The sequence below is a fragment of the Desulfitobacterium dehalogenans ATCC 51507 genome (assembly GCF_000243155.2).
Lineage (GTDB): Bacteria > Bacillota > Desulfitobacteriia > Desulfitobacteriales > Desulfitobacteriaceae > Desulfitobacterium > Desulfitobacterium dehalogenans.
This window is the reverse complement of sequence record NC_018017.1, coordinates 2,310,963-2,336,507: the sequence shown is the minus strand read 5'-3', so window position 1 is coordinate 2,336,507 and position 25,545 is coordinate 2,310,963. Positions and strand designations below refer to the sequence as shown.

The following is a 25,545-nucleotide window of genomic DNA, read 5'->3' as shown; positions in this document are numbered from 1 at the left end:
ACCAATGAATTCAGGTCCTTCATGAACTTGAGATAAAAATCTAATTCACATTGGCACGTAATTTGCATTATAAACAGATAATTTATAAGATTCAGGTATTTCTAGGGATACCAAAATAGATACTCTGCAAGGAGGTCGCGTTCATTGAACTTTAACCTTACGGAAGATCAAATAATGATGAGAAAAATGGTAAGAGATTTCGTAGAGGAAGAGGTAATTCCCCAAGCAGCTTATACCGATGAAAGTCACGAGTTTCCTTTGACGTTAGTACATAAGATGGGCGAACTGGGACTTATGGGAATCCCTATACCGGAGGAATATGGAGGGGCCGGTTCAGACTTTATTTCTTACACCTTAGCCATTGAGGAACTCGCCCGGGGTTGTGCCTCCACTACCATAATCATGGCGGTTCATACAACCATTGGCACTTTTCCTATTTTTTATTTTGGTACGGAAGAACAAAAACAGAAGTATTTGCCGAAACTTGCCAGAGGAGAGATGCTTGGAGCCTTTGCACTCACGGAACCCAACTCAGGGTCCGATGCTTCGAGTTTAGTAACAACTGCAAAGCGCCGTGGTGATCATTATGTGATCAATGGCAGCAAACGCTTTATTTCCAATTCAGGCTATGCCGGGGTCTATACAGTGCTGGCTTCTACCGACCGTACGAAAGGTTCACGTGGAATTACAGCTTTTCTAGTAGATGCGGGTACCCCCGGTTTTATCATAGGGAAAAAGGAGAAGAAGATGGGGCTCCACGGCTCATCCACTTGTGAATTGATTTTTGAGGATATGGTTGTCCCTGTTGAAAACAGATTGGGGGAAGAAGGACAGGGGTTTAAAATCGCTATGGCATTACTTGACGATGGCAGAATAGGGATTGGAGCCCAGGCTGTGGGGATTGCTCAGGCCGCTTTTGAAGCGGCTCTGGCCTATGCTCAGGAGAGGGTTCAATTTAAACAGGAGATTATGAATTTCCAAGGGATTCAATTCATGCTTGCGGATATGGCTACTCAACTGGAAGCCGCTCGTTTATTGGTGTATCAGGCCGCAGCCAACCGGGTCCAGGGATTGCCTTACAGTAAAGAGGCCTCCATGGCCAAATTATTTGCTACTGAAATGGCGGTCAAAGTAACCAATGATGCTATGCAGATCTTCGGGGGAAATGGTTACATCACAGATTATCCTATAGAACGTTATCTGCGGGATGCCAAGATTACCCAGATCTATGAAGGTACAAACCAAATTCAGCGGATTGTCATTGCCAAACATTTAAGAAATAAAATCTAAGAACATGAGGAGGAACAAGTTATGAAAACGATTATGGTCATCGGAGCAGGGCAAATGGGCTCCGGAATTGCCCAAGTGGCCGCTCAAGCAGGGTACGCCGTGATCCTCAATGATATCAAGGAGGAGTTTGTAGCCCGCGGTCTTAAAGGGATTGAAAAGAACTTGGACCGCAGCGTGGAAAAGGGCAAACTCTCTTCCGAAGAAAAAACAACCATCCTCGGACGGCTTCAGGCCAGTGTTTCTCTTCAAGATGCGGCTCAAACCGATTTAGTCATCGAAGCAGCTATTGAAAATATGACTATTAAATCGGAAATTTTTCAAACCCTAGATAAACTTTGCCCAGAGCATACTATATTGGCTTCCAACACATCCTCATTGCCTATCACAGAAATCGGAGCTTGCACCAAGCGTCCGGACAAAGTGATTGGCATGCATTTTATGAATCCGGTCCCTGTGATGAAGCTTGTGGAAATCATTCGCGGACTGGCAACCAGTGATGAGGTCTATAGGGAGATTGAAAACCTGAGCGTTGCTATGGGGAAAACCCCCGTAGAAGTCAATGATGCCCCGGGCTTTGTAGCTAATCGTATTCTGATTCCGATGATTAACGAAGCGATTTGGACGCTTAACGAAGGGATTGCCAAACCGGAGGCTATCGACGATGTCATGAAGCTGGGAGCCAATCACCCCATGGGCCCTTTGGCGCTGGCGGATCTTATCGGTTTGGATACTGTACTTGCTATTTGCGAAGTGCTTCATGAAGGGCTTGGAGATAAGTACCGACCTTGTCCCTTATTGAGAAAATATGTCAAGGCAGGTTGGTTGGGGAGAAAAACGGGAAGAGGTTTCTATGCCTATTAAAGGGTAGAGATATTTAGAAAAAATGAGGGGAGACGAAGAAGTATGATTTTTGATTTAAGCGAAGACCATGTCATGATGAGGAAAATGGTAAGGGATTTTGCTGAGAATGAGTGTGCAGCAGGCGCTGAAGAACGGGATGAAAAAGAAGAATTTCCTCGTGAGATATGGAACAAAATGGCGGAATTGGGTCTGGCGGGAATCACTTTTCCCGAGAAATACGGCGGTGTGGAGTCTGATTATTTGTCCTACGCCATAGCGATTGAGGAATTATCACGGGTAGACGCCTCAGTTGGAGTAACTGTGTCCGCTCATTCCAGTTTATGTGCTAATCCTATCTACCTCTTTGGTACGGAAGAACAAAAACAAAAATATCTTGTCCCATTGGCAAGTGGAGAGAAAATGGGGGCATTTGGCTTAACTGAACCCATGGCCGGTTCTGATGCCTCAGGAACCCGAACCACCGCAGTTAAGGATGGCGATGATTATATCATCAATGGCACCAAAATTTTTATCACCAACGCCTATGAAGCCGATACATATGTGGTTACTGCCCAGATGGATAAAAGCAAAGGGAATAAGGGAATCGCTGCTTTCATTCTAGAAAAAGGCATGCCGGGCTTTACTTTTGGCAAGAAAGAAAAAAAGATGGGGATCCGCTCCTCGGCCACTTATGAATTGGTCTTTGATAATGTTAGGGTCCCGGCGGAAAATCTCTTAGGCCAGGAAGGACAAGGGTTTAAAGTAGCCATGGTCACCTTGGACTTCGGCAGAATCGGCATTGCCTCCCAAGCCTTAGGCATTGCCCAAGGGGCTTATGAGCAAGCCAAAAAATATGCTAAAGAAAGAGAACAATTTGGCCAGCCCATCGCTCATTTCCAAGCCAATCAATTTAAATTAGCGGATATGGCCACTCAGATCGAGGCTGCCCGTTTATTGGTTTATCAAGCGGCTTACCTGGCTACCCAGCATAAGCCCGTCTCCAAAGCTTCGGCTATGGCTAAACTCCATGCTTCAGAGACAGCCATGTGGGTAACCACTCAAGCGGTCCAAATGCACGGTGGTTATGGATACACTCGTGAGTATCCTGTAGAGCGGATGATGCGGGATGCCAAGATCACTGAGATTTATGAGGGAACAAGTGAAGTACAACGTATTGTCATCGGCAGTCATGTCTTAAAAGAGTAGGAGGATACCCTATGAACATTGTGGTATGCGTTAAACAAACGATTGATACAGAAGCTAAAATTGCCTTGAACAAGGATGGAAAAATAGATGCCAATGGGGTCACTCTGGTTATCAATCCTTTGGATGAGTACGCCATCGAAGAAGCTCTCCGAATGAAGGAGAAATTTGGCGGTGAAGTAACCGTTATTACCCTTGGGGGAGATCAAGCCACAGCGACAATCCGCAGTGCCCTAGCCATGGGAGCCGATAAAGCGATTCACATTAATGACCCTGCCCTAGGGGAAGTGGATGAAGGAAGTGCCGCTGCCATACTTGCCAAAGCGGTGGAGACCATTCCCTACGACATCATTCTGGCAGGAGTCATGGATACAGATAATGGCTCAGCTCAGGTCGCCGTGCGCATGGCCGAGAAATTAGAGCTTCCTTCGATCAGTAGCGTCACCAAACTTGAGCTTAACGGCAGTCAAGCAACAGCCCTGCGGGTTATCGACGGAGGTCTGGCAACTCTTGAGGTATCACTACCGGCTGTCATCACCGTAGTTCAAGGAATTAATGAGGTGCGTTATCCATCGGTAGCCGGAATTATGAAAGCGAAGAAAAAACCACTGACAACCCTTAAACTAAGTGACTTAGGACTTGATCCCTCTGATTTAGTGCTTCAGGCAAAAGTTACCCAATATACTCTGCCTAATCCAAGACAAGGGGGCAGAATCCTTCCTGGTGAATCGGCGGAAGCCACCCATGAATTAGCACGAATCCTTCGTGAAGAGGCTAAAGTACTCTAATCGGTAATGAACACAGTAAAGGAGTGAGTTATATGCCAAAGGGAATCTGGATATTTGTCGAACAAGCTGATGGGAAGGTTCGTAAAATATCCTTGGAAATATTAAGTCAAGGACGGAAAATCGCTGACCTTACAGGGGAACCACTGGTAGCGGTCATTGCAGGGGATGGGATCTCCAACTTGGCACAGGAAGCCGCCAGTTATGGAGCTGACCAGGTCTTCTTACTGGACTCCCCTCAATTGGCCCAGTATACCACCGGCGCCTATACTTCCGCTCTGGCAAAGCTTATTCAGGAAAAGGAGCCTCAAGCCTTCCTGTTAGGTCATACGGCAGTGGGAAAAGATTTAGCTCCTCGTCTTGCCCAACGTCTAGGGATCGGCCTTGCCTCAGACGTTATCGATATTGAAGTGGATCCGGAAAAATTCCTTCTCTACAAACGCCCTGTTTATACAGGCAGTGCCTATAGTTTTGTAGAGATCTTAAGTAGACCAAGTCTTGCTACGGTAAGGGCTAAATCTTTCCCAATATCAGAGCCGGACCTGGCAAGGCAAACCGAAGTCATCGAAGCAACGGTAAACATCGACCCGGCAGATCTTAAGGTCATTGTGAAAGATGTGGCTCTCATAGTTACCAGCCGACCAGCCCTAACTGAAGCAGATTTTGTTGTCTCCGGTGGTCGGGGCATGAAAGCGGAAGAAAACTTTGCTATTCTTGAAAAATTAGCCGATGTTGTCGGGGGAGCAGTAGGAGCTTCAAGAGCGGCAGTGGATTCAGGATGGATTGATAATCAATTTCAAGTAGGACAGACAGGGAGTATTGTAGCCCCCACCTTATATGTGGCCTGTGGTATTAGCGGAGCTATCCAGCACATAGCCGGCATGGGAGCGTCCAAGTACATTATTGCTATCAATAAAGACCCTGAAGCTCCTATTTTCAACGTTGCCGATTATGGTATCGTTGGGGATTTGTTTGAAGTCGTCCCTCTTCTTACTGAAGAGTTTCAGAAATTAGTGAATGAGTAAGAGATTTGGACAGGGGAATTCACCCATTTAGAGCAGCTTGGAAGCGGGAGTTCACCACTGTAAACGGAGAGGACTCAAGTTGGAGATGGGGTGCTGTCCTAAGACAGTACCCCCATCAATAAAAAATAGAGGTAAGGATAAAGGGTAATGGTCATGGATTGGAAAGGGGAGTATGGGATATGGCGACACGGGAGCTTTATTGGAATATTGAACATCACTGGCTGATTTACCCTATGTTGATCATAGCTCTCGGCTTTTTTTGCTATGGTTTTTATCAGCGTTATAAATTGTGGCAAATAGGACAGCCAGAGAACCGCAGGAAAAATATGGTCAAAAGAATTGGCGATATCTTTGTTTATGGATTAGGACACAAAAGAATCTTAAAAGAAGGTTTCCCTGGGATAATGCACCTTTTTATCTTCTGGGGGTTTGTGCTGCTGTTTTTTGCAACCATTATTGTGGCTATGCAGGCCGACTTCGGGATCAATATGTTTAACGGCGGTCTCTATATCTTTATCAAGATAACTGCCAATGCTTTTGGGCTATTGGCCATCATTGGCTGTCTGATGGCCATCTGGCGGCGTTATGGTCAGCGTCCGGATCGCCTTGATAATAAAAAGGATGATGCCATTGTCTTAGCTCTTATCCTCACTATTTTACTCACTGGCTTTGTCATCCAAGCTGTCCGCATGGCAGCTATCGAAGATCCCTGGGGTATGTATGCTTTTGTTGGGTATGCTATGGCACCGCTTTTCAAGGGCTTAAGCAATTCAACCCTGGAAGGAATTCATGCTTTTCTCTGGTGGTTCCATTTCATTTTAGTGATGTTTTTTTTCGGGTATTTTCCCTACTCCAAGCTTTCCCATATCTTCCTTGCGCCCGCCAATCAATTTCTACGGCACCATGGTCCCATTGGCATCCCGGAGAACATCGATTTTGAAGATGAGGGTCTCGAAACTTATGGAAAAAGCAAGCTTAGTGAGTTCAGCTGGAAGACTCTTTTCAACACGGATGCTTGTTTGCGCTGTGGAAGGTGCCAGGATAACTGCCCGGCTTATTTAAGTGGTAAACACCTGAATCCTAAAAAGATTATTCAGGATATGGGTGCTTATATAGAAGAGACAGGTAGAGCGCTGAAAAAGGCTCACAGGGCAAAGCCTGCCCTTGAGGTCGCCGCACAAGGAAGCGAAATTGCTGCCGCCGCAGAAGCTCTCACTGAAGAAGAGCTGGGTTTGCCTTATCTCATCGGTGATGTGATTCCCGAAGAAGATCTTTGGGACTGTACTACCTGCCGCTCCTGTGAAGAACAATGCCCAATCTTTATTGAGCACGTGGACAAAACCATTGATATGCGCCGTAACCTGGTGCTCATGGAATCACGTTTTCCTCCGGAAGCTCAATTAGCATTCCGTAATATGGAAAACAACAGCAATCCTTGGGGAATTGGTTGGTCCTCTCGAGGAGATTTTTTGAAAACTGTGGGATGTTTAACCCTGGAAGAAAATCCGGAGGCTGAAATTCTCTATTTTCCAGGTTGTTCCGGATCCTTTGATGCACGGAATCAAAAGGTCTCGGCAGCATTGGTAAAACTATTGAAGGCAGCGGAAGTCAATTTTGCTATTTTAGGCAGTGAGGAAAAATGTTGTGGTGATTCAGCCCGCCGCTTAGGGAATGAATATCTTTTCCAAGCGTTGGCTCAGGAAAATATTGAGACGATGAATGGATACGGAGTAAAAACCATCATTACTCAATGCCCTCACTGTTTTAATACTCTTAAGAACGAATATCCTGAGTTTGGCGGGAACTATCAAGTGCTTCATCATACCGAATATTTAAACGAACTATTAGCCTCCGGTAGATTAAAGCTTAATAAAGCAGGCGGTGGTTCGGAAAGGGGGTTAAATACTCGATCCGTTACCTATCACGATTCCTGTTATCTTGGCCGCTATAACACAATCTACACAGAACCCAGAAGATTACTTCAAGCTGCCGGCTTCCATATTACCGAAATGGCTCGTCATCACGAGAAGAGTTTCTGCTGCGGTGCAGGTGGCGGAAGAATGTGGCTGGAAGAGCATCATGGCCAACGTATCAATGAGATGCGCACGGACGAAGCCATGGCAGCAGGCACAGAAGTGGTGAGTACAGGATGCCCATTCTGTTTAACCATGATCAATGACGGTATAGCTGCCCGTGAGGCCGTGGAAAGAGTGAAGGTATTGGATATTGCAGAGATTCTCGTTGAAAGAATGTCTTAAGGAAAAGCAAAAACAACAGAAAAAACGGAATAATTGACCAAGCGTCGAAAAGTTTTTCGACGGATAATAGGTCAAAAAGCAAGAGGGGAGATTAAATTATGTCGAATAATAATGGGGGATGGGCAAATCCTTCGCCCGCAGGTCTGGTCGCTCTAGGGGTTGCTTGCTTTACTTTTTTTGCTTTGTTAAGCGGCAAGGTTACTGCAGGAGCAATGCCTCTGCTGGGATGTTGGTTGATCGGCGGCTTTGTTACTCAAGTCATTGTCGGTGCTATTGAGTTAAAAGAAGGTCAGATTCTCGGTGGGAACGTTTTCCTATATTTTTCAGCATTTTTTATGCTTGTCGGAGGATTGGAGTTTTTTGTTAAATACTTCGCGGCAGCTCAACAATGGTCGATACCCCTAGATACTCGTATTGATGGCTGGGCTTGGCTCGTTCTGGCATTTTGTCTTGTGATGTGGACTCCGGCTTACTTTAAGGGAACAAGTATCCTAGCTATGATCGTTATTCTTGTAGATATCGCCGTTGTCCAAGTTGCTTTCCTCGATTTAGGAGTCCTCAGCCCCGCATTCAAACCTGTAGCCGGCTACGCTCTTCTCTTTGCAGGAATTCTGGCCATGTATCTTTCGGCAGCCTTAATTTTAAATACCACATACGGTAAAACGATACTTCCTCTTACAAAGCCTTGGATCAAAGAAAATGCCCCCGCACCTGTTGGCAATGCTAAAAAAATGTAAGGTCTTATTATTATAATTTGTTAATACTATAGAATTTCGGATTAGGGTGGAGGAGCGTTTAATCAACTAACCATGTTGTTTTATTAGGGCAAAGAACAAGGAGGAGCTGGATTTGAATATTTTAGAAGAGTATCAAAGCAAACTGACTTCACCGGAAAAAGCTGTGAGTGTGGTTAAATCAGGGGATTGGGTGGATTATGGCTCCTTTACCGGTCAGCCCGTTGTCTTGGATAAAGCTTTGGCAGCTCGCAAAGATGAGCTTGAGGATGTAAAGATTCGGGCTGTCACGGCAGTGAGGATGCCCGAGGTGGTCAAGGTTGATCCGGAGGCTAGGCATTTCGTTTATAATAACTGGCATTTCAGTGGTTTAGACCGTAAACTGCACGATCAGGGAGTTTGCTGGTACAGCCCGATCCTCTATAATGAACTGCCCAGCTATTATCGACGTTTTCTTGATGTGGACGTAGCCATGATCCCGGTAGCACCCATGGACGAGAAAGGCTTTTTTAACTTCGGGCCTCAAGTTTCTCATACCAAAGCAATGCTGGAAAAAGCAAAAATCATTATTCTTGAGGTGAATCCGAAAATACCCCGTTGCCTGGGCGGTCTGGAAGAGGCCATTCATATTTCTGCTGTGGATCATATCGTGGAAACAGAATGGGAGTTGCCTCAGATTCAACCCGTTCCTCCTACCGAGTTGGATAACAGAATAGCCGGATTTATTATGCCTGAGCTCGTAGATGGAAGCTGCATTCAGCTGGGTATTGGTGGTATGCCTAATGCTATGGGTAAGATTATTGCTCAATCCGACCTCAAAGATTTGGGTGTCCATACGGAGATGATGACAGAGGCCTTTGTGGAGATGGTGGAAGCCGGACGTGTTACCGGCGCCAGAAAACAGATTGATAGATATAAACTAACCTATACTTTTTCTATGGGAACTCAGAAAACTTATGATTTTCTTCATAACAACCCCAGTTGCGCGATTTACCCTGTAGACTATGTGAACAATCCTTGGATCATAGCCAAGAATGATCATGTTATCGCGATCAATAATTGCGTCGAAGTCGATTTATTCGGCCAAGTATGTTCAGAATCTTCTGGAACTCGTCAAATTAGCGGAACAGGCGGACAAGTGGACTTTACTTTAGGCGCCTATCATTCCCAAGGCGGTAAATCTTTTATCTGCTTAGAGTCCACCTACAAAGCTAAGAATGGCGAGATAAGATCGCGGATTAACCCCATATTAACTCCCGGTGCTATCGTCACAACCCATCGCGCCATGGTTAATTATGTGGTGACTGAGCACGGCATCGTCAATTTGAAAGGGAAGTCCACCTGGGAACGTGCCGAAGCTCTGATTTCCATCGCTCACCCCAATTTCCGCGATGACCTGATTAAAGATGCAGAAAAAATGGGTATCTGGAGAAGGACTGCTAAGCTTGCTTAACACTGTCAGAAAGTATGAACTTGCGTTACATACTTTCTAAGCATAAGTGCAACCAACGACTTCGCCTCATTTACGAGTATACGTTTAAGGCTCGGTGAAGTCGGGTTTTCTTTACACTATCAGAAAGTATAAGCTTGCGCTATATACTTTCTAAGCATAAGGGCAACCAACGACTTCGCCTTATTTGCGAGCATGCATTTAAGGCTCGGCGAAGCCGGGTTTTCTTTATAAAATTTAGGTGTCATTACCTTGAGGAGGAACGTCATGAGAGAAGTAGTGATTGTCAGTGCTGTTCGTACACCCCTTGGATCCTTTGGGGGAACTTTAGAGAACTTTACAGGAGCCGAACTGGGAGCTATCGTGATCAAGGAAGCGATCAAACGGGCCGGAATCCTGCCTGCACAAGTAGAAGAAGTCATTATGGGGAATGTACTCAGTGCTGCGGCAGGTCAAAACCCTGCCAGACAAGCAGCAATTAAAGCAGGAATTCCTCAAGAAGTGCCCGCCTGGACCCTGAATAAGGTCTGCGGTTCCGGACTTAAATCGGTAATCTGTGGGGCGCAGGCGATCCTGGCCGGTGATGCGGATATTATTGTCGCCGGCGGCATGGAGTGCATGTCATCATCAGCCTATGCCCTTCTTAAAGCAAGAAAAGGATATCGAATGGGCAATGACAGCCTGGTGGATACCATGATCACGGATGGTCTAACCGATGCTTTCCATAATATTCACATGGGATTGACCGCCGAGAATATCGCTGAGCAATTCCAGATTTCCCGGGAGGATCAGGATGCTTTGGCACTGCGCAGTCAAAACCGTGCTGAGGCCGCTATCCAATCCGGATTATTCGATGAAGAGATTGTTCCTGTGGAAATCCCTCAAAAAAGAGGGGAGCCTCTGGTGTTCAGTCAGGATGAGTTCCCCCGTTTCGGCACTACTGCCGATACTTTAACTAAGCTGAGGCCTGCCTTTAAGAAAGAGGGTACGGTAACTGCGGGCAACGCTTCAGGGATCAATGACGGAGCTGCTGCAGTGGTCGTCATGTCCAAAGAGAAGGCTGAGGAATTGGGATTAGCGGTCCTGGCCAAAATCACTTCTTGGGCTTCTGCCGGGGTGGATCCTCTGATCATGGGGACCGGACCGATCCCTGCGACACGAAAAGCCTTGGCAAAAGCCGGATTAACCATTGCCGATATTGACATGGTGGAGGCCAATGAAGCCTTTGCCGCCCAAGCCGCTATCGTTACCCAGGAGCTGGGATTGGATGTGGAAAAGACTAATGTCAATGGCGGCTCCATCGCCTTAGGGCACCCCATCGGTGCTTCCGGCACCCGCGTCTTGGTCACCCTTCTTCATGAATTGAAACGGCGGGATGGACATCGAGGGCTTGCGACTTTATGCATCGGCGGAGGTCAGGGAGTTAGCCTGATTGTAGAGAGATAGGGGGAGAAGTATGACGTATTCGAATATCCTGGTTGAATATCATGAGCAGATTGCCACTGTAACGATTAACCGCCCCAAAGCCTTAAACGCTCTTAATACGGTTACCTTGCAGGAACTCAGTCAGGTCGTTCATGATTTGGCCAATAATTCCTCCATACGGGTCGTGATTCTTACGGGAAGCGGCGAAAAAGCCTTTGTAGCCGGTGCCGATATTGCCGAAATGAACACGAAAACCCCGATGGAAGCAAGGTCTTTCAGCCAATTAGGACAGAGGTTGATGAATCTGATCGAGAGTCTGCCCCAACCGGTCATTGCCGCCATTAATGGTTTTGCTTTGGGTGGAGGTTTGGAACTGGCGATGGCCTGTGATATTCGACTGGCCGGTGAGAATGCCCGATTCGGGCAGCCGGAAGTGAACCTGGGTATACCGGCGGGCTTTGGCGGCACACAACGGCTCCCGCGTTTAGTAGGGAGCGGACGAGCCAGTGAAATTCTCCTTACAGCCGATCTGTTTGATGCTCAGGAGGCTTTTCGCATGGGCCTGGTTAACCGGGTTTATCCCAAAGAAGACCTTCAGGAACAAGCTATGGCTATGGCCAAGAGGATTGCCTCCAAAGCGCCAATCGCCGTACAGTTAACCAAAAGCGCAATTTATAAAGGGGCAAATATGGATCTCATCAGTGGGCAGGATTATGAAGCAGAGGTATTTGCTCTGACCTTCCATACCGAAGACCGTAAAAATGGTTTTAGGGCTTTTCTCGAGAAAACGCAAACTGAATTTCTGGGGAAGTAGGGGAATATAATCATAGAACCTCTTAGTTTTAGAGAGGAAATGCTGCAATTCTATAGAATACTAACCCAGGATATGGCCTGGGTTATTTTCTTTCGGGAGGGATGATTGGATGTTTCCAAAATCAGAATGTGAGCGTCGAGTTAAAGGGTTTCAAGATATTCTTGTACAACAAGGAGTAGATGGGGCACTCTTGGTTCAACGGGCAGACACCCTGTATTTTACAGGGACAGCCCAAAACGTTCATCTGTATATACCCCAAAAAGGGAACCCCCTGGTGTTGGTCTATCGAAATATAGAAAGAGCTCGGGCTGAGTCTTCTTGGGAAGTCTTCCCACTGACGGGTATTTCCAAGTTGCCTGAATCGATCTCTGAGCATGGCCATCCCCTCCCCAAGGTCATGGGGCTGGAATATGATGTTTTGCCTGTTGCGAATTATCTTAGATATAAAAAGGTGTTTGACAAGACGGATCTGGTAGACATTTCCTACCCATTGCGGCTTTTACGCGCTGCAAAATCTGAATGGGAGATTGCACAGATTGAAAAAAATGGGCGAATCTATACACAATTATTGGAATATGCTTCAACAGTGCTTCGTCCCGGCATGAGTGAAATTGAGTTTGAAGGTCTTCTGGAGGCAAAAGCGAGAACGCTGGGACATGAAACCATGCTTCGTACCCGAGCTTTTGGCTTTGAATTTCATTTTGGCGGGGTGGTAGCTGGACCACAAGGGGCAATTCCCGGCTATTTTGATGGGCCGGTTGTCGGCTTAGGAGCATCCTTTGCTCATCCTCTAGGTCCCTCTCATACTCCAATTCAGGCAGGGGATATGATCATGATGGATTTAGTCATTGCCCAAAAAGGGTATCAGATGGATGCCACGAGAATGCTGGTGATGGGGGAGCCTTCGAAAGAAATGGAGGAAGCCTATAGGATCAGCTGTGAAATCCAGGAGAGAACTCGCCTGGCCCTTATCCCAGGACGAAAGGCCGGGGATGTCTATGCAGAAATATTGAACTGGGTTGAAAAGGAGACTCCTTATGCAGATCATTTTATGGGGTTTCAGAATAATCGAGTGCGTTTCATAGGTCATGGGGTAGGACTGGAGCTGGACGAACTTCCGACCATCAGTAAAGGAGCTCAGGAGATATTAGCTCCGGGAATGACTATAGCCGTCGAGCCTAAATTCATCTTTCCTGGGGAAGGAGCCATTGGTGTGGAGGATACTCTTGTTATTGAGGGAGAAAAAGGTGCTCGTCTTCTTACCAATGCTCCAAAAACAATCATTAAAATTTAGTCGAATTATTGTGATATTTTTATCCTTGTCAGTCCTTCCTACGGAATACTGCCAACTTGCCAAAGTACTCGCTCAGGACTATACTCTAGTTACATATATTACGGGAAGGGTGATTTTTCCTGTTTTCTAAGTTTAGGAATTGGTTTGGTCCGAGAATTCTCAAGACCGGACTGGGTGTAGCAGTTGCGTTATTAATCTGCCAGATATTTTCAGTGGAGCCGGCGAGCTTTGCAGCAATTACTGTGGCCATCAATATGCAGCCTTCAGTGAGCAAAGCCCTCTCTAACGCCTGGGAACAGATCACTATTAATATCTTGGCTGTGGCATTAGCTATTGTTGTTGGACTGACAGTGGGAACCAACCCCTATATAATTGGCTTGGTTGTTATTTTAATGATCGCAATTTCCAATCGTATGGGGTGGCGAAGTGTGAATTTGGGGATTGTTTCCATAATCTTCATCCTTGATGCTCCTCCCGACCAATTTTTAGAACATGCTATTTCACGAGCTTTGTGTATTTTTATTGGTTTGGCGGTAGCTCTTACCATTAATCGGGTTCTTGCTCCCCCGCGATACAAAAAGCATTTTAAAGAAAAATTATATACTCTTCTTTACGATTCGTCTGAGTTCTTTTTGAATAGCCTTAAACACTATGTGGATTCAACATCACTCAATAACTATGAAAAGGTTAAGACGACATTGCTGGAAAAGCGGCTGGAAGAAGTGACGGAGCTTTATGAGCATGCCCGGGAGGAATTTAGCTCTAAAGATAAGATGCAGCTTATGGAACGACTCCTGGAGCTTTGCCGGGGATTTATCGAACGTGGAGAAAATATAGAAGAAATGACCCGCCAAAGAGTTAAACGGCGCCAGGCGCCTGATTCACCTCCTCAAATGGGTCAAGAAATAAGTCATGAGTTTCAAAGCCTTTTGGACTATATCCTTGTTGGAAAAGGGATCTTAGGAGCACTTCGGGATAGTTTGTACCTCAGCTTTACCTATGTCCCCGCCACACCATTGAGAACTCTTGATCAAGATTTTTGGAATGAGTTTGACCAAAGGATGGATCAATGGCAAAAGCATTTCAGCGGTGTGTACTTCCTGCGGGCCACTATGGAGGTGGCTGTGGTGGCCACGGAAATGCGCTGGGCATCCAAGCGGATGAGAAGCAGTTACGAGCTAAGCACTAAGAAGAAGAATTTACAGCCTTTAGAACAAACCACACCCGAGTTGGAATTGACTGTGACTACAAAAGCAAAGTGACACAGTAAGGGCAGTTGCCTTCATGGCATCTGCCCTTACTGTGTCATAATCTTGCTTCGATTCATAATCATTGCTTGTCCTGTTGAAGTAATTTACTGCAGAAAGGCTCTAAAGGTGCTGTCCTAGTTCATACATAATAAACAGGTTCCATACCAAAAGTAAGGGGATTCCAAACACAAAGGTATTGTGTTTGGTTTTATGCCGAAAAATCTGCATTCCCAAGAAAACCCCTAGTGCGCCCCCTAAAAAGGCTAAGGTAAAGAGCCATTTTTCGGGAATTCGCCGGCGCTTCTTACGGGCAAGATATTTATCCCGTCCCATGAGAAAAAAACAGAACCCATTTATTATTAAGTAAAAAATCCCCATTGGCCAAAGATTAAGCAAATTAACCAAGAAACTACTCCTTTTTGTCGAAGGCTGCGAAAGATGTTTTTAGGACGGAACAACCGGATGTAAAGTAGGCAAGGCGTAATGTGTCAGCGATTTCCTGATCAGAGATTCCTAACTGGCGGGCTTGGCTCGCTAGGCTGGCAACTCCTTCTGAAGCTCCTAGGACAGTATCAAGAGCAAGAGCTATTAATGTCCTTGTTCTCTCATCAAGGCTGTTCTCTTGAAAGGAAAGGGAAGCTATTTTCTCAATTTCTTGGGCAAAGGTAGAGTCATATCCTTCCAGAGCTGTTAAGAAAGGGGGTAAAGCCATAAAAAAACCTCCAATTCATTTTATTTACTTCTACTGTATAACCAAACAGAGAAGAAAGCAAAAGAAATTACTCATATTATTTTTTCATTCTTCGGGTATTCTAAAGATGATGAGATAATTGAAAAAGTAAAGGAGGAGTTATATGTCCAAGCCCAAGGAAAAGAAAAATGTCGTTGAGGTTATACGTGAGAAGAATCTAAACCCAGGAGATAAAATTCCCCCCTTTGATGCCCATGACAATGATAAGATCGGTCAAGGTCATTCCAAAGAACGAATTTAAGAGGATTATATTTCTTGACAAAATTCTCACTAAAGAGTAAACTTAAACCCGAGCTGACATTGAGACGCACTTTTAAGTGCACGCGAACAATGGAAAAACACCTGCTTATGGACGGCAGGTGTTTTTATATGCAATCAATTAATTCTGTAGGACTTATTGAAAATATGCTATTATGTTTTCGAAGTTTGAATTATTTCGAATGGGGTGCCCTATGCGCTTATTTATCGATTTGATGTGGTTTTTTAAGAAGGAAAAATTGAGCTATATTACCGGAATTATTCTCCTTATCGTACTTGCGCTGATCAATCTATGTCCTCCTTATATTGTCGGCAAGGTTGTTGATGGGGTAACCAACCAGACCTTAACTATGGAAACCCTTTGGCCATGGCTCTTGATACTCCTGTGCTTAGGTATTTTGTCCTACATTCTTCGCTACAGCTGGCGTATCCTGATTTTTGGAGCGGCGGCTCGTCTAAGCCGATTGTTGCGCCAGCAGCTATTTAAGCATTTTACCCGTATGTCACCCAGCTTTTATCAAAAGTATCGGACCGGGGATTTAATGGCTCATGCCACCAACGATATACAAGCGATTGAAGTGACCGCGGGGATGGGAGTATTGACCTTGGTGGATTCTTTAGTTACTGGCGGGTTTGTTGTCTTTTCCATGGCCGTTTTCCTGAGTTGGAAATTGACACTCATTACCTTGTTGCCTATGCCAATTATGGCCTGGGTCTCCAGTTATTACGGAACATTGCTTCATGACCGTTTCTTCAAAGCTCAAGAGGCTTTCGGCGATCTTAACGATAAGGTTCAGGAAAATATTTCTGGAGTACGCGTCGTGAAGGCCTTTGGTCAAGAAGAGGCGGAAATTGAGTCCTTCCGTAAGCTGTCCGATGATGTAGTCAAGAAGAATCAGGCGGTAGCTATGGTTGATTCCCTCTATGATCCCTCGATTATGTTGATTGTAGGAATATCCTTTTTCCTGGCAATTTCCTTTGGAGCCTATGAAGTGGTAAATTTGCGGCTTACTCTCGGCCAACTTACTCAATTCACCCTCTACCTGGGACAGTTTATCTGGCCAATGCTTGCCTTTGGCTGGTTGTTCAATATTATGGAACGAGGAAGAGCCTCCTATGATCGTGTTAAGGCATTGCTTGATGTCGAGTCCGAAGTTCAGGATCAGGTTCCCCTACATGGAGTCACTGGAGGAAGCATGGCTGAGCCCAAAAAAATGACTAAGGGAGATATTTTCTATGCTCTCGATCAATTTACATATCCAAATCAGAAAAAACCTGTGTTAAAAAACATCCATTTCACTCTTAAGGAAGGACAGACACTTGGTGTAGTTGGCAAAACTGGAAGCGGCAAAACCACCCTTTTTCGCGCCCTCCTACGTGAATTCGCGGGAATGGAAGGACAGATTCGTATTGGCGGTATCTCTATTCAGGAGATGCCTCTAGATAGCTTACGAGGAATTTTTGGCTATGTCCCCCAGGAGCACTTTCTTTTCTCCACAACTCTTGCTGAAAATATTGCTTTGGGCAAACCCAATGCCCACCCTTCAGAAATTGAAAAAGCGGCTAAAATGGCCTGTATCCATGAAGATATCCAACGATTTGAAGAGCACTATGCGACCCTTGTGGGGGATCGGGGAGTCACTTTATCAGGAGGACAAAAACAGCGGATTTCTATTGCCCGGGCCCTGCTTCTTAATCCAGAGGTATTGATTCTCGATGACTCTTTATCGGCTGTGGATGCTAAGACAGAAAAGCAAATCCTTCTGGAGCTGAAGAGCAATCGCAGTCAAAAAACCACATTGATCTCTGCCCATCGCCTTAGTGCTATTGAGCATGCCGATTTGATTTTAGTACTTCAGAATGGGGAAGTATTAGAGAGAGGTACCCATACAGAATTAATGGAGAATAAAGGCTGGTATGCTGAAACCTATCAGGCTCAACAATTGGAAAGTCTGATACAAGAGGGAGGTGGGCTTTCGTGAGTACACTTATTTCCGAAGATTTGGAGCACAAAGCCGGTCTCGCCGGGCAGGGGAAGACTATCCTCAGGCTCCTTAACTATTTGAAACCTCATATTAAAGCCCTGGTTTTTGCCTTTATATTGCTCGTTTTGGGCACCGCGGCCGATGTAGCCGGGCCCGTATTGATTAAAGTCTTTTTAGATGATTACCTAACCCCTCGCCTTCTTGATCCAATACCTTTAATTCTCCTTGGGGGAGGATATCTTCTGTTGGTTATCTTAGCTTCCTTCCTTCAATATCATCAATTGATCCGTTTTAATAAAATCGCCTTACTCATTATTCAACAAATCAGGGTGGATATTTTCAGTAAGGTTCAATATTTGGCCATGAGTGTCTTTGATCGGACTCCGGCAGGAGCCTTAGTCTCAAGGGTCACCAATGACACTGAGGCAATTAAAGATCTTTATATCGGTGTACTATCAACCTATGTACAGAATATAGTCTTTCTTTTGGGTATATTTATCGCTATGTTTAGCTTGGATGTTCGATTAGCTGCTTTCTGCTTGCTTCTTCTCCCTATAATCATTGGTTTAATGCAAATCTACCGCAAGATTAGCTCTAAGATATACAGGATTTCACGGGCAGAACTTAGCCGGCTTAATGCTATGCTCAATGAGTCCATCCAAGGTATGAATATTATTCAAATGATGAGGCAGGAAAAAATCTTTCAAAAGAAATTTGCTGGGATCAACGAGAAATATTATGGTGCGGCCATTGCCAATATTAAATTGGAAAGCACCCTTATGCGTCCGGCAGTGGATCTACTGTATACCTTTGCCTTGATTTTGGTCTTAGGTTTCTTTGGTCTGGAATCCATAATTGGTCCGGTGGAAGTGGGAGTGCTCTATGCTTTTATCAATTATCTGGATCGTTTCATTGACCCGGTGAATATGATCTTAATGCGACTTTCTCAGCTTCAGCAAGCTATTATCGCCGCGGAAAGGGTCTTTGAAGTGCTGGATGATGAACGAACCACTACCGCCTTTGGATTGAATTCTTTTCAGGAAGCAGATGACAGTCCTACTCATACTATAGAAAAAGGTGAGATTGAGTTTCGAGATGTCAGTTTTTCCTATGACGGTGTCACCGAAGTATTAAAAAATATCTCCTTCACTGTTCGCCCTGGGGAGACTGTAGCTCTAGTGGGTCATACTGGGAGCGGAAAAAGCACGATTTCCAATCTCTTAATGAAATTTTACCCTGTTGATGAAGGAAAAATCCTGATTGATGGTATACCCTTAAAAGACTTTTCACAAGAGGAATTGCGCACCCGGATTGGCCTTGTCGCCCAGGACCCTTTTCTATTTGTTGGAGATATTGCCGATAATATTCATCTCAATCGACCCCAACTCAAGGAACGGGAGGTCAAGGCTGCGGCAGAATTTGTGGAGGCTGATAAATTCATCAACAGGCTGGAAAAGGGGTATCAGGAACCTGTCAATGAAAGGGGATCGACACTCTCCAGTGGTCAACGGCAACTCATATGTTTTGCCCGGACCATTGCCGGAGAACCTAAAATACTTATCCTCGATGAAGCTACGGCTAGTGTCGATACAGAGACGGAGGATGCTATTCAAATAGCCTTAAACAAAATGCGCCAAGGGCGCAGTACGATCGCTATTGCTCATCGCCTTTCTACCATACAGGATGCCGACCTTATTCTTGTCTTACATCAGGGACAAATTGTAGAGCGAGGCAATCATAACGGACTCCTCGCTCAAAAAGGCTTGTATTACAAAATGTTTCTGCTCCAACAAGGGCCAATTAGAGGTCATTAGTCTTCAAGCTGCCGTTGGGCATGTCGCGTTAGGATGACTGCTCCCAATAGGGTAAGCAGTACAATGATTTCAAACACTTGTTTGCTCTTACCCATATTCATGATCAGTCGATACATACCCGGAAGGTCTTCTTTGATTGCTTCTAGTTTTTCAGGGAAGGTTGCATAGGGTTTCGTTATTTCCTGATAACTTTGGCAGAGCAGCTCGTTCTTTCTTTGAATAATCCGATCAGTTTTCGGTGTACGGGTAAAGGGCTGAGCAGAGCGGGGGTGGCCAAAGGTAAAGGATACCGTATTTCCGTGTACCTTGACATCCTTTTCAGAATACCCCGTTTTTTTCATACCCTCCAAAAAGGCATCCCGCATCTCTGCAGATTCCAGGGTAATTTTAATGTCCATAGTGAGTTCAGAGGGCTCCGAAAACTCACCCAAAACAAAGCCCGTAAGCCACCAATGCCGGCCTTCCCGAGTAAAGAGAACCCGATTCCCTTTTTTGAGGGTGAAGGCCATATGAAGGCAATCCTCATTGCCTGCCGACTGATAGTAGATTCCTGTAAAGATTTTAGGAAACTTCACACCGACTCCATTGGTGTAGACCCCGACTTCTCCCCCGGTGACCATATCGTATTGACCTTTCCAGATACCTACCATCCACTTTTTATTCTTATAAACAAAGTAGATAGGGTCACTGTCAATGATCATCCCCATGGGGGCAGCCGCTTCGTCATAAAGCCGACAATAGCCAATACTTCTTTGCCAAGGGTCCATGGTGGAGATGAAGATATCTTGGCTTGCATCATATGCATACCCGGCGATTGCAATAGCCTTATCTAATTCAACGTCCCCTGTCCCTTGCGATATAAGGTTTAAATCCGACATGCAAATCCCCCTCCAGTACATATTATTGAGTTCATGCATAGAATGGTGCATAAATTAGTCAATTAATGGCATTGGAGGGGGAGAAATTGAAGAAAGATGCTCATTTTTATGCGGTTTTGGCTTTGAGTAGAGCCTGTGGATTTAAGAAGAAAAGCGCAAATCGTATTGCCTATGCTTCCCAATTTGTCGATGATGCTAAAATTAACTTGATTTTTCTCCAAAATATTGCCCAAAACGAAGTGCTGGATTCAGTGGACAATACACCGGCTTTCTTCAATATCGCGACCTGTCATTCGTATTTTCGTATGGACACCTTTAATTATGAGTCCATGGTGAATAATACGACCGCCTTTCACTTTGTACCGGGCTGCAGTGGGAAGCGATTTACCAAAAAACTTCGCTGCAAAGAAGAGTCACCTATTATCCTTGACATACTCGCTGAAGCATTCCAGGAAGATAATCTGATTAAATTTGGTATGGTTTTACACTCCTTTGCAGATACTTTTTCTCATCAAGGCTTTAGTGGAATGTTAAGTAAAGTCAATGCCATTGATAATTGTCAAGTTAAGACTTTGATTTCTTTACAGCATAGAGAACATTTTACAGATTTCCTCAGGGATTTGGGTGGGGAGAAAATCGAAAAATATTTTGATAGGGTAATGCCTGCCTATGGTCATGCTCAAGCTATGGATTTTCCTGATCTCCCCTATTTGGTCTGGTCCTATGAGTACGACCATAGCGATGATTTTCGAGGATCTCACAAACGAGTGGAAGTAGATAACCGGGAAAGATATCAGCGAGCATTTCACAAGATTAAACAGCATCTTGATCATTATTTAACTTTGTATCCACACCATCGGGATCAAAGTATAAAGTTCGATAATTTTGACCTTCTTTGGCAGGCCCTTATATTTAAAGGACATGATCAAGCCCGGATAAAGAATTGGCAGAAACTCATGCTTAAACATGGTTTATTTGAAAAAAATGATAAAGCTCTATGGACTTATGAGGATGACACATGGTTGCGGCAGGCTTTTGTTAATTATAATCCCAAAAAATTTAATAACAGACGAGTAAAGGGTGCTGTATGTGTCGATAATTTTGAAAACACCCATTGGTATCATTTTATACTCGCTGTTAAATGGTATAAGAAAAAATTCCAACATTATTGCAATGAACACCAGTTGTTTTTTCCAGCATAATATTTCAGCCATTTTATAAGGTACCCCAGAAAAATTCTCGGGTACTTTTTTTGATTTAATGGTTTTGAGATACATATTCCACCATAGATCGATTGAGGGGAATGAATTCAGCACTGATTTCAGGAGCTTCCAACCACTGACTTGAGGGGGAGTCGGGGTTAAAATAATCCATGAATGCTTTAAAGTTCTCACCGGAATAAGCTTCGCGAAATCCCTGCAGATTAAAATGAGCCACGAAATTACAGTTAAGGTTAAGGTGGTAGTATAAATCTTTATTGATAAGTTCAGAATTTTGTTTATCCATGACTTTCTTAAAATTATTAAAGACTTTTTGTTGTAGTTCTTCCGACATTCTGTACATTGTATTCCTCCCGGTTAAAATCTCTCTTAAGTTAAAGTCTAGTCCTGTTGATTAATTTAACCCTTTTACAATAAAGTATGAGGGCAAAGGAAAATGCCCGCCTGATTTGCATCAAGGGGCATTTCTATGGTTAGAAGCATTCTGGGTAAGGAGTCGAAAGAAAATCATGGGTGTAAGTAGTTGTGATCGGGATTCTTGGGAATAACAATCCAAGCGATAAGATAGGCGAAAAATCCCATGCCCGCACCAAAAATTGCAATAACAACAGCCAGCCGTATAAGAGTTGGATCCACATCAAAATACTCGCCCAAGCCACCACAAACTCCAGCCAACATTTTTTCTCTCCCTGAACGGTAAAGACGTTTATTCATATTAATACCCCCTCCCATAGTACATAATGTTACTTCTTCATTCTAAAGTACGCCGGAGAAAGAAAAAAGTTTCAGTGTGAAGCTTTTAATTAAAGTTTTTTGGTTAATAGATACATAGTTTTTATTTATTAGTAAACACTAGGGTTAAGATTTTAGGGAGGTGTCTTAATGCAAGTCCAACTTAGCCAAAAAGAACAAATGTTTCTTGAAGACTTAAAGAGTCACGAAGAGTTATGTATCCAAAAATATAGTAAATATGCAAATGAAGCCGAATGCTCAAATCTTAAGCAGATCTTCCAAACCCTTGCTTCTCATGAACAGCAACATTATGATACCATCAATCAGATGATTGCCGGTCAAGCTCCGTCCATGAGTCAAGGTCAGGGACAACAAAGCCAAGGGATGCAACAGCAGGGACAAGGGATGCAACAACAGGGACAGGGTATGCAGGGAATGTCCGGAACCCAGTCTCAAGGGAGCAAGAATTACAGCCAAAACGATTTTAATATGGTCAACGATATGCTCTCTACTGAAAAGTATATCTCTGGAACCTATGATACAGCAATTTTTGAATTTCAGGATAAAAATCTTAGGCAAGCTCTCAATCATATTCAAAAAGAAGAGCAGGAACATGGCGAAGAACTCTTTAATTATATGAAATCTCACGGTATGTACAATGTTCAGTAAGTAATACAATGGACAATTAGATAATGATATAAAGGGGCTGTTGCTGCAGCCCCTTTGTTAATGTCTAGGAATGCTTATCATAGGAGAAGGCTTTGCAACGGCCTTTTTGCTTTTTAATATTCTCAATTGAGAAGGTCTTTGTTATAATGATAACCATGTGAGAGGTTTGTAGAATGAGGAGATGAAATCGTTGGAATTACTAGAGCTCTTTTTAGCATTTTTCCGTGCTAGCAATTTAGCATTTGGTGGTGGTCCAGCCATCATTCCATTAATTCAAGCAGAAGTCATCAATCATGGTTGGATGTCTATAGAGCAATTCTCTGAAGGCTTGGCTATTGTAACCTCATTACCGGGTCCCATTGCTACTCTTTTGTCCGGTTATGTTGGTTACCATGTGGCGGGATGGCCGGGGGTATTGGCCGCTTTGCTGGGAACTTTAGCTCTTACCTCTATTTTAGTTATTGCTTTGACGGGTTTTTTGATGAAGCATAGCAATTCTCCTATACTTAAAGGTGCTTTAACCGGGGTTCGGCCTTTGGTGACTGTCCTGGTTGCTAAAACAGCATTGGATATGGGCTTAAGTGCTTTTCCAAGTATTTGGAGTTGGGTCATAGCTGGGGGAGCCATTATCTGCCTTTACAAGCTCAAGCTTCACCCAGGAATTGTGATTGTTCTGTCGATGATCTTTGGAATCATTGTCTTTCAGTAAGAGTGTTGCTCGGAGGTGATAAACTATGTTAAAGAAGTTATGGGAAGTGTTTATTGGCTGTGCTCGTGCAACCAATTTGGGTTTTGGCGGAGGTCCTGCCATGATTCCCTTAATTCAACGGGAGGCAGTTACTCGATATAAATGGCTAACGGATGAGGAATTTGCGGATGCTTTAGCTATTGGGAACTCATTACCGGGTCCCATTGCCACTAAGTTGGCAAGCTACATGGGGTATAGGGTGGCAGGTTGGCCTGGTGCTTTTGCAGGTCTCTTGGGTACTCTCCTTTCAACGTTTGCTGTGGTGATTTTAGGGGATCTGCTAATACGGTACTCTCATACACCGGCACTGAGTGCTGCTCTCATCGCCGTAAGACCTGTAGTGGTGGTTCTAATTGCTCAGTCTGCTTATGATTTGGGTAAAAATGCCTTCCCTAAAAAATATCGAAGTACCTGGGCCATTGCTGTAATAGCCCTCGCCATAATATTCATGACGAACATTCATCCTGGTATCCTAGTGATAAGTGCTATGGTCTTTGGGTATTTTGCCTACGGAAGAAAGAAGGATTGATTTTGAAAAAGTGACTTCGCATTGAAGTTGCTTTTTTTTGTAATACTAAGTGAGTAAAACAGTGTCAGGACAAGGTGATAAACTTGATGAAACTCCTTATAGGTTTAGGATTCTTAGCTCTTTTACTGGCGCTACTTATTGTATACTTAGAAAAAAACAATCCAGAAAAGACCGCCTCTTGGCTGTCCTTTCTTGCCATCAATCCTCTGCTCGGATTGCTAATCTACATGGTTTTCGGCTGTACTCCAATTAAAAGAAAGTTATTTCGGCAGAAACATATACCGGGAGAACGATTGCCTCGTTTGTCTCATCAGCAAAAGCAGGCATTCTTGAAAGAAGAGATCTATATCCAAGAGTCGATAGGCTCAAAAAGCCTGTCAAGACTCTTGTTAAGTAAGGCTTTTGCGCCTTTATCTCGAAATAATTCCGTTTCCCTTCTCCATAATGGACAAGAAAAGTTCAAGGCATTACTCCAGGATTTAGAAAGGGCCCGAGATCATATTCATATGGAGTACTATATTTTTCATGACGATGTTATTGGTAGGACTATTCAACAGATCCTGATACGTAAAGCCTGTGAGGGAATAAAGGTGCGTTTAGTTTTCGATGGGCTGGGCAGCCGTAGTCTCTCGAAGGATTTTTCTAAGAAGCTGAAATCTGCAGGAGTAGAAATACAGTGGTTTTTACCCCTAAGCTTTCCGAAAGCACTCTTTACTTTGAACTATCGTAATCATAGGAAACTGGTGGTCATTGATGGCAGGATTGGTTATCTTGGAGGCATCAATATTGGAGATGAATACTTATCCCGTAGTTCCAACTATGGATTTTGGCGGGATACCCATCTACGTATTGAAGGAACCAGTGTACACACCATCCAGGAGACCTTTTTCAATGACTGGTATTATCTTACGAAGGAAATTCATAGGGAATATCGTTATTTTCCTAAGTGCAAGACGGACGGGGAAAAGCTTGTACAAATTATTGGAGGAGGACCGGATTCGAAGTATGAAGCCATAAAAGAACTGTTTTTTACTATGTTATGTACTGCTCAAAAGGAAATAGTGGTGACTACTCCTTATTTTATACCGGATGAAAGCATGATTATGGCCTTAAAAACCGCTGCCTCCAGGGGAGTATCGGTTAAAATCATAGTCCAGGGAAAACCTGACCATAGGCTTACTTTCCTTGCATCTTCCTCATATTTCAACGACTTAATTCCATCGGGTGTCGAAGTCTATCAATACCAAAAGGGGATTCTGCATAGCAAGGTATTAACCATTGATAAAGAAATAAGTGTTGTAGGATCTGCCAATTTTGACATACGAAGCTTTCAAATTGATTTTGAATTGAGTGCAGTGATCTTTAGTTCTGATTTTGCAGAGGAATTGGTTCGCGATCAAGAACAGGATTTAACGGATAGTATTCAGATGACACAAGAGGATCTCCAAAGCAGAACACCTCTCTTTTCTTTTCAAATCGCTTTAGCTCGCCTTCTTTCCCCTTTACTGTAGCTGGAATTCTGTCTTATAGGCAGGATTTCTTTCTTTTATGGGGAATAGAAAAAGAGAATATCGTCAGATATTCAAGCGTTCC

25 protein-coding genes are annotated in these 25,545 nt (G+C 44.1%); 20 read left to right on the top strand and 5 right to left on the bottom strand.

Features of this window, described 5'->3' with window-relative positions; all coding sequences use genetic code 11:
- Positions 1 to 144 precede the first annotated feature (144 nt).
- The 12 genes from DESDE_RS11275 (at position 145) to DESDE_RS11220 (ending at position 14,380) form a co-directional block, all read left to right on the top strand.
- The gene (locus DESDE_RS11275; RefSeq protein WP_014794146.1) at positions 145 to 1,290 is read left to right on the top strand and encodes an acyl-CoA dehydrogenase; all 1,146 of its coding nucleotides are present in this window, start codon (positions 145 to 147) and stop codon (positions 1,288 to 1,290) included.
- A gap of 21 nt (positions 1,291 to 1,311) precedes the next feature.
- The gene (locus DESDE_RS11270; protein WP_014794145.1) at positions 1,312 to 2,151 is read left to right on the top strand and encodes a 3-hydroxybutyryl-CoA dehydrogenase; all 840 of its coding nucleotides are present in this window, start codon (positions 1,312 to 1,314) and stop codon (positions 2,149 to 2,151) included.
- 42 nt (positions 2,152 to 2,193) lie between these two features.
- Positions 2,194 to 3,336 carry an acyl-CoA dehydrogenase gene (locus tag DESDE_RS11265; protein ID WP_014794144.1) on the top strand — a complete coding sequence of 381 codons (1,143 nt, stop codon included), beginning with the start codon at positions 2,194 to 2,196 and terminating at the stop codon, positions 3,334 to 3,336.
- Positions 3,337 to 3,347: 11 nt separating this feature from the next.
- Entirely contained in the window at positions 3,348 to 4,121 is a 774-nt protein-coding gene (locus tag DESDE_RS11260; RefSeq protein WP_014794143.1) for an electron transfer flavoprotein subunit beta/FixA family protein, read from the top strand.
- Between the two features lie 32 nt (positions 4,122 to 4,153).
- On the top strand, positions 4,154 to 5,143 hold the full coding sequence (locus DESDE_RS11255; RefSeq protein ID WP_014794142.1) for an electron transfer flavoprotein subunit alpha/FixB family protein: 990 nt from the start codon (positions 4,154 to 4,156) through the stop codon (positions 5,141 to 5,143).
- A gap of 179 nt (positions 5,144 to 5,322) precedes the next feature.
- Positions 5,323 to 7,401 carry a heterodisulfide reductase-related iron-sulfur binding cluster gene (locus tag DESDE_RS11250; RefSeq protein ID WP_014794141.1) on the top strand — a complete coding sequence of 693 codons (2,079 nt, stop codon included), beginning with the start codon at positions 5,323 to 5,325 and terminating at the stop codon, positions 7,399 to 7,401.
- 98 nt (positions 7,402 to 7,499) lie between these two features.
- The gene (locus tag DESDE_RS11245; protein ID WP_014794140.1) at positions 7,500 to 8,138 is read left to right on the top strand and encodes an acetate uptake transporter family protein; all 639 of its coding nucleotides are present in this window, start codon (positions 7,500 to 7,502) and stop codon (positions 8,136 to 8,138) included.
- A gap of 112 nt (positions 8,139 to 8,250) precedes the next feature.
- A complete protein-coding gene (locus tag DESDE_RS11240; protein ID WP_014794139.1) occupies positions 8,251 to 9,588 on the top strand; it encodes an acetyl-CoA hydrolase/transferase family protein in 1,338 nt (445 codons plus the stop codon).
- A 264-nt stretch (positions 9,589 to 9,852) separates the two neighbouring features.
- On the top strand, positions 9,853 to 11,031 hold the full coding sequence (locus tag DESDE_RS11235; protein ID WP_014794138.1) for an acetyl-CoA C-acetyltransferase: 1,179 nt from the start codon (positions 9,853 to 9,855) through the stop codon (positions 11,029 to 11,031).
- Between the two features lie 10 nt (positions 11,032 to 11,041).
- Complete coding sequence (locus tag DESDE_RS11230; protein ID WP_014794137.1) at positions 11,042 to 11,824, top strand: enoyl-CoA hydratase-related protein; 783 nt, start codon at positions 11,042 to 11,044, stop codon at positions 11,822 to 11,824.
- Positions 11,825 to 11,933: 109 nt separating this feature from the next.
- Positions 11,934 to 13,118, top strand: a complete 1,185-nt coding sequence (locus tag DESDE_RS11225) for a M24 family metallopeptidase (RefSeq protein WP_014794136.1) — start codon at positions 11,934 to 11,936, stop codon at positions 13,116 to 13,118.
- A gap of 119 nt (positions 13,119 to 13,237) precedes the next feature.
- Positions 13,238 to 14,380, top strand: a complete 1,143-nt coding sequence (locus tag DESDE_RS11220) for an FUSC family protein (protein WP_014794135.1) — start codon at positions 13,238 to 13,240, stop codon at positions 14,378 to 14,380.
- Positions 14,381 to 14,488: 108 nt separating this feature from the next.
- Here DESDE_RS11220 and DESDE_RS11215 read toward each other — a convergent pair whose 3' ends face one another.
- Positions 14,489 to 14,773: a DUF1294 domain-containing protein gene (locus DESDE_RS11215; protein WP_014794134.1), complete on the bottom strand. Its 285-nt coding sequence runs from the start codon at positions 14,771 to 14,773 to the stop codon at positions 14,489 to 14,491.
- A gap of 4 nt (positions 14,774 to 14,777) precedes the next feature.
- Positions 14,778 to 15,080, bottom strand: coding sequence for a carboxymuconolactone decarboxylase family protein (locus DESDE_RS11210; RefSeq protein ID WP_014794133.1), 303 nt, complete (start codon positions 15,078 to 15,080; stop codon positions 14,778 to 14,780).
- Between the two features lie 142 nt (positions 15,081 to 15,222).
- On the opposite strand from DESDE_RS11210, the gene DESDE_RS22050 reads away from it, so the two are divergent.
- The 3 genes from DESDE_RS22050 (at position 15,223) to DESDE_RS11200 (ending at position 19,176) form a co-directional block, all read left to right on the top strand.
- Positions 15,223 to 15,360: a hypothetical protein gene (locus DESDE_RS22050; protein ID WP_014794132.1), complete on the top strand. Its 138-nt coding sequence runs from the start codon at positions 15,223 to 15,225 to the stop codon at positions 15,358 to 15,360.
- Positions 15,361 to 15,571: 211 nt separating this feature from the next.
- On the top strand, positions 15,572 to 17,359 hold the full coding sequence (locus DESDE_RS11205) for an ABC transporter transmembrane domain-containing protein (protein ID WP_041917253.1): 1,788 nt from the start codon (positions 15,572 to 15,574) through the stop codon (positions 17,357 to 17,359).
- Complete coding sequence (locus DESDE_RS11200) at positions 17,356 to 19,176, top strand: ABC transporter ATP-binding protein (protein ID WP_014794130.1); 1,821 nt, start codon at positions 17,356 to 17,358, stop codon at positions 19,174 to 19,176. Before DESDE_RS11205 ends, DESDE_RS11200 begins: the two co-directional genes overlap by 4 nt.
- Here the strand turns inward: DESDE_RS11200 and DESDE_RS11195 are convergent.
- Positions 19,173 to 20,054, bottom strand: a complete 882-nt coding sequence (locus DESDE_RS11195) for a DUF4474 domain-containing protein (protein ID WP_014794129.1) — start codon at positions 20,052 to 20,054, stop codon at positions 19,173 to 19,175. The genes DESDE_RS11200 and DESDE_RS11195 overlap by 4 nt on opposite strands.
- Before the next feature lie 86 nt (positions 20,055 to 20,140).
- Here DESDE_RS11195 and DESDE_RS11190 point away from each other — a divergent pair, with 86 nt between their 5' ends.
- Positions 20,141 to 21,256 (top strand): DUF6765 family protein, encoded by a 1,116-nt coding sequence (locus DESDE_RS11190; protein WP_014794128.1) that lies wholly within the window; start codon positions 20,141 to 20,143, stop codon positions 21,254 to 21,256.
- 55 nt (positions 21,257 to 21,311) lie between these two features.
- On the opposite strand, the gene DESDE_RS11185 is transcribed toward DESDE_RS11190, so the two are convergent.
- Together DESDE_RS11185 and DESDE_RS11180 are read right to left on the bottom strand one after the other, a co-directional pair.
- Positions 21,312 to 21,617, bottom strand: coding sequence for a hypothetical protein (locus DESDE_RS11185; protein WP_014794127.1), 306 nt, complete (start codon positions 21,615 to 21,617; stop codon positions 21,312 to 21,314).
- A 164-nt stretch (positions 21,618 to 21,781) separates the two neighbouring features.
- Entirely contained in the window at positions 21,782 to 21,988 is a 207-nt protein-coding gene (locus DESDE_RS11180; protein WP_014794126.1) for a PspC domain-containing protein, read from the bottom strand.
- A 168-nt stretch (positions 21,989 to 22,156) separates the two neighbouring features.
- On the opposite strand from DESDE_RS11180, the gene DESDE_RS11175 reads away from it, so the two are divergent.
- From DESDE_RS11175 to cls, 4 genes are all read left to right on the top strand, one after another.
- Positions 22,157 to 22,675, top strand: coding sequence for a spore coat protein (locus DESDE_RS11175; protein WP_014794125.1), 519 nt, complete (start codon positions 22,157 to 22,159; stop codon positions 22,673 to 22,675).
- Positions 22,676 to 22,856: 181 nt separating this feature from the next.
- On the top strand, positions 22,857 to 23,384 hold the full coding sequence (locus DESDE_RS11170; RefSeq protein WP_028305541.1) for a chromate transporter: 528 nt from the start codon (positions 22,857 to 22,859) through the stop codon (positions 23,382 to 23,384).
- A 25-nt stretch (positions 23,385 to 23,409) separates the two neighbouring features.
- On the top strand, positions 23,410 to 23,952 hold the full coding sequence (locus DESDE_RS11165) for a chromate transporter (RefSeq protein WP_014794123.1): 543 nt from the start codon (positions 23,410 to 23,412) through the stop codon (positions 23,950 to 23,952).
- 86 nt (positions 23,953 to 24,038) lie between these two features.
- The gene (cls, locus tag DESDE_RS11160) at positions 24,039 to 25,463 is read left to right on the top strand and encodes a cardiolipin synthase (protein ID WP_014794122.1); all 1,425 of its coding nucleotides are present in this window, start codon (positions 24,039 to 24,041) and stop codon (positions 25,461 to 25,463) included.
- Positions 25,464 to 25,545: the final 82 nt, after the last annotated feature.

Coding starts and splice junctions, on each gene's coding strand:
- DESDE_RS11270 (WP_014794145.1), top strand. CDS start 1,312: ATGAAAACGATTATGGTCATCGGAGCAGGGCAAATGGGCTCCGGAATT.
- DESDE_RS11265 (WP_014794144.1), top strand. CDS start 2,194: ATGATTTTTGATTTAAGCGAAGACCATGTCATGATGAGGAAAATGGTA.
- DESDE_RS11260 (WP_014794143.1), top strand. CDS start 3,348: ATGAACATTGTGGTATGCGTTAAACAAACGATTGATACAGAAGCTAAA.
- DESDE_RS11255 (WP_014794142.1), top strand. CDS start 4,154: ATGCCAAAGGGAATCTGGATATTTGTCGAACAAGCTGATGGGAAGGTT.
- DESDE_RS11250 (WP_014794141.1), top strand. CDS start 5,323: ATGGCGACACGGGAGCTTTATTGGAATATTGAACATCACTGGCTGATT.
- DESDE_RS11245 (WP_014794140.1), top strand. CDS start 7,500: ATGTCGAATAATAATGGGGGATGGGCAAATCCTTCGCCCGCAGGTCTG.
- DESDE_RS11235 (WP_014794138.1), top strand. CDS start 9,853: ATGAGAGAAGTAGTGATTGTCAGTGCTGTTCGTACACCCCTTGGATCC.
- DESDE_RS11230 (WP_014794137.1), top strand. CDS start 11,042: ATGACGTATTCGAATATCCTGGTTGAATATCATGAGCAGATTGCCACT.
- DESDE_RS11225 (WP_014794136.1), top strand. CDS start 11,934: ATGTTTCCAAAATCAGAATGTGAGCGTCGAGTTAAAGGGTTTCAAGAT.
- DESDE_RS11210 (WP_014794133.1), bottom strand. CDS start 15,080: ATGGCTTTACCCCCTTTCTTAACAGCTCTGGAAGGATATGACTCTACC.
- DESDE_RS22050 (WP_014794132.1), top strand. CDS start 15,223: ATGTCCAAGCCCAAGGAAAAGAAAAATGTCGTTGAGGTTATACGTGAG.
- DESDE_RS11205 (WP_041917253.1), top strand. CDS start 15,572: ATGCGCTTATTTATCGATTTGATGTGGTTTTTTAAGAAGGAAAAATTG.
- DESDE_RS11195 (WP_014794129.1), bottom strand. CDS start 20,054: ATGTCGGATTTAAACCTTATATCGCAAGGGACAGGGGACGTTGAATTA.
- DESDE_RS11185 (WP_014794127.1), bottom strand. CDS start 21,617: ATGTACAGAATGTCGGAAGAACTACAACAAAAAGTCTTTAATAATTTT.
- DESDE_RS11180 (WP_014794126.1), bottom strand. CDS start 21,988: ATGAATAAACGTCTTTACCGTTCAGGGAGAGAAAAAATGTTGGCTGGA.
- DESDE_RS11175 (WP_014794125.1), top strand. CDS start 22,157: ATGCAAGTCCAACTTAGCCAAAAAGAACAAATGTTTCTTGAAGACTTA.
- DESDE_RS11170 (WP_028305541.1), top strand. CDS start 22,857: ATGAAATCGTTGGAATTACTAGAGCTCTTTTTAGCATTTTTCCGTGCT.
- DESDE_RS11165 (WP_014794123.1), top strand. CDS start 23,410: ATGTTAAAGAAGTTATGGGAAGTGTTTATTGGCTGTGCTCGTGCAACC.
- cls (WP_014794122.1), top strand. CDS start 24,039: ATGAAACTCCTTATAGGTTTAGGATTCTTAGCTCTTTTACTGGCGCTA.